The organism is Bradyrhizobium sp. (assembly GCF_016462955.1).
GTDB lineage: Bacteria > Pseudomonadota > Alphaproteobacteria > Rhizobiales > Xanthobacteraceae > Bradyrhizobium.
Map to the genome: position 1 here is coordinate 509 of NZ_JAEMSD010000700.1, position 2,323 is coordinate 2,831.

Annotated in this window: 2 protein-coding genes; one reads left to right on the plus strand and one right to left on the minus strand. The window is 64.9% G+C overall.

Going from position 1 to position 2,323, the window contains the following annotated elements; all coding sequences use genetic code 11:
- Positions 1-451 precede the first annotated feature (451 nt).
- On the plus strand, positions 452-1,441 hold the full coding sequence (locus tag JHD07_RS37075; RefSeq protein WP_291631212.1) for a helix-turn-helix domain-containing protein: 990 nt from the start codon (positions 452-454) through the stop codon (positions 1,439-1,441).
- Here JHD07_RS37075 and JHD07_RS37080 read toward each other — a convergent pair.
- Positions 1,429-2,323: ABC transporter ATP-binding protein (locus tag JHD07_RS37080; protein WP_291631213.1), on the minus strand; the 895-nt coding region annotated here is incomplete at its 5' end. The two genes, JHD07_RS37075 and JHD07_RS37080, sit on opposite strands and share 13 nt — an antisense overlap.

Genomic DNA, 2,323 nt, shown 5'->3' on the forward strand with positions numbered 1-2,323 from the left:
CTCCACAGCGTGCCCGCGGCGGCGGCAACCCAGCCGAAAGCACCGAATGAGAGAGCAAATCTAGCGGGCTTCAACGGGCCGCAAGAACGGGCTTTTCGGCGATCTGATTTGTTTGTCATCATCGTTCGCACCACGAGCCCGTCCCGGACGAGCCATTCCGAAGCGCTGGCTAGCAAACCGCCAAGCCGGGCGATGTGCCCGCCGTCTCAAGACGCCGAATCCGACGACGTGATGCAGAGACGACACAGGTCGAACTCGTTTCTGCGCAGGTATCGATGTTGGACGCAGCTTCGCTTGCGAACCCTCGGCACGTTTGACTAGATCGACTTTGGTGAGGCGCCGGCGATCTTTGCCGGTTCAGTCCTCGCACGGTGAAGTGAATGGTGCGACGTTGAACGAGAGCATGCCGCAAGATCCCGGACGCGGCATGCGGGCCTTGGCCCGATTGCGTGTGGAAACGAAAGACATCTGCGATGTCATCCCGCTCACATCGGACGATGATTTTCACGTCACCACCGAGACGCTGATGACCAGCAATGCGGTGCTGGTGGATTCGCGCATCACCGACGTGGAGTACGTGCGAACGCCCGCTCACGTCGCGCGCGGGGCGCTCGACCACTATCAGGTCAGCCTGTGCATCGACGGGGAGATGCATTTCAGGTCGGAACGCCGCGATGTGACGATGCGGCCGGGCGATCTGTGTCTGATCGACATGGCACAGCCGAACCACACCGTGTTGCGCGGAGGCGGCGGCCGTACCCGCCTGATGGCGCTGGTCCTGCGGCGTGAAATGCTGGCACCGCGCTTGGCCCATCCCGACTCAGCGACGGCGACCCTGCTGCCTGCGGATCATCCGCATTCGCGCCTGATCGCCGGCCATTTTTCCGATCTTGCCGTGAGCGCGAAGCCGGGAAACGCGGTTGCAGACGCAACGGTCCAGGCGATCGCCGACCTCATCGCCGCGGCCGCCGGTGGCACCGCCGATCTCCTGGCCGGCGTCGAGCGGGCCGAGCGGCATCTCTATCTCGCCCTGATCAAGCGCCACATCGCAGCCCACCTCGAGACCGAGCCACTTTCGGCCGGCGATCTCTGCCGCCAGTTCGAGATCTCCCGCGCGACGCTTTATCGCCTGTTCGAGGCCGATGGCGGTCTTGCGCATTATGTTCGCGAGCAGCGGCTCAATCTCGCCTTTCAGAGGATGATTCTTCCGCCGGGGCAGGACAAGGGGTTGATGGACCTCGCAGTCAGCTTGAGGTTCAGCAGCGACTCCACCTTCATTCGCGCATTTCGTCGCAAGTTCGGCCTGACGCCTGGCGATCTCAGGGAGCTTGCCGCCGATTGGCTGCTCCGCACCGGCGCAGTCCCCGAGATCGACACAGTGCTGCATCAACTGGCGCGGCGCGCACCTTGCGCGCGGACTGAAGTGGTTCAGGCCAGGTGACACGCCACGAAGTGTCCGCCCGCCCCTTCCCTCAGTTCGGGCACGACCTCCGCGCAGCGCGGCTGAGAGATCGGGCAGCGGGTGTGGAAGTGGCAGCCCGACGGAGGCTTCATCGGGCTCGGCACATCGCCCTTGAGGCGGATGCGTTCGCGCTTGAGCTTGGGATCGGGCACCGGCACCGCGGACAGCAGCGCTCTGGTGTAGGGATGCTGCGGGTTGCGGTAGAGATCGCTGGCCTTGGCGAGCTCGACGATGCGGCCGAGATACATCACCGCCACGCGATCGGAGATGTGCTCGACCACCGAGAGGTCGTGCGCGACGAACAGATAGGTCAGGTTCAGCTCCGCCTGGAGATCCTCCAGGAGGTTGATGACCTGGGCCTGGATCGACACGTCGAGCGCGGAGACCGGCTCGTCGCAGACGATCAGCTTCGGCTCGACCGCGAGCGCCCGCGCGATCACGATGCGCTGGCGCTGGCCGCCGGAGAATTCGTGCGGATAGCGCCGCATGTGCTCGGCCTTCAGCCCGACCTTGACCAGGAGGCCCGCGACGCGCTCCTCGCGCTCTTTCGGGGAGGAGGCGAGATTGTGGATGGTGAAGGCCTCGCCGAGAATGGCGCCGACCGTCATGCGCGGATTGAGCGAGGCGAACGGGTCCTGGAACACCAGCTGCATGTTGCGCCGCATCGCGCGCAGATCGTTGCCGCCGAGATTCCGCACGTTCTGGCCGTCGAAGGTGACCTCGCCGTCCGTCGGCTCGATCAGACGCAGCACGCATCGTCCCGTGGTCGACTTGCCGCAGCCGGATTCTCCGACGAGACCGAGCGTTTCGCCACGATTGACCGAGAACGACACGCCGTCGACCGCATAGACGGTGCCGACC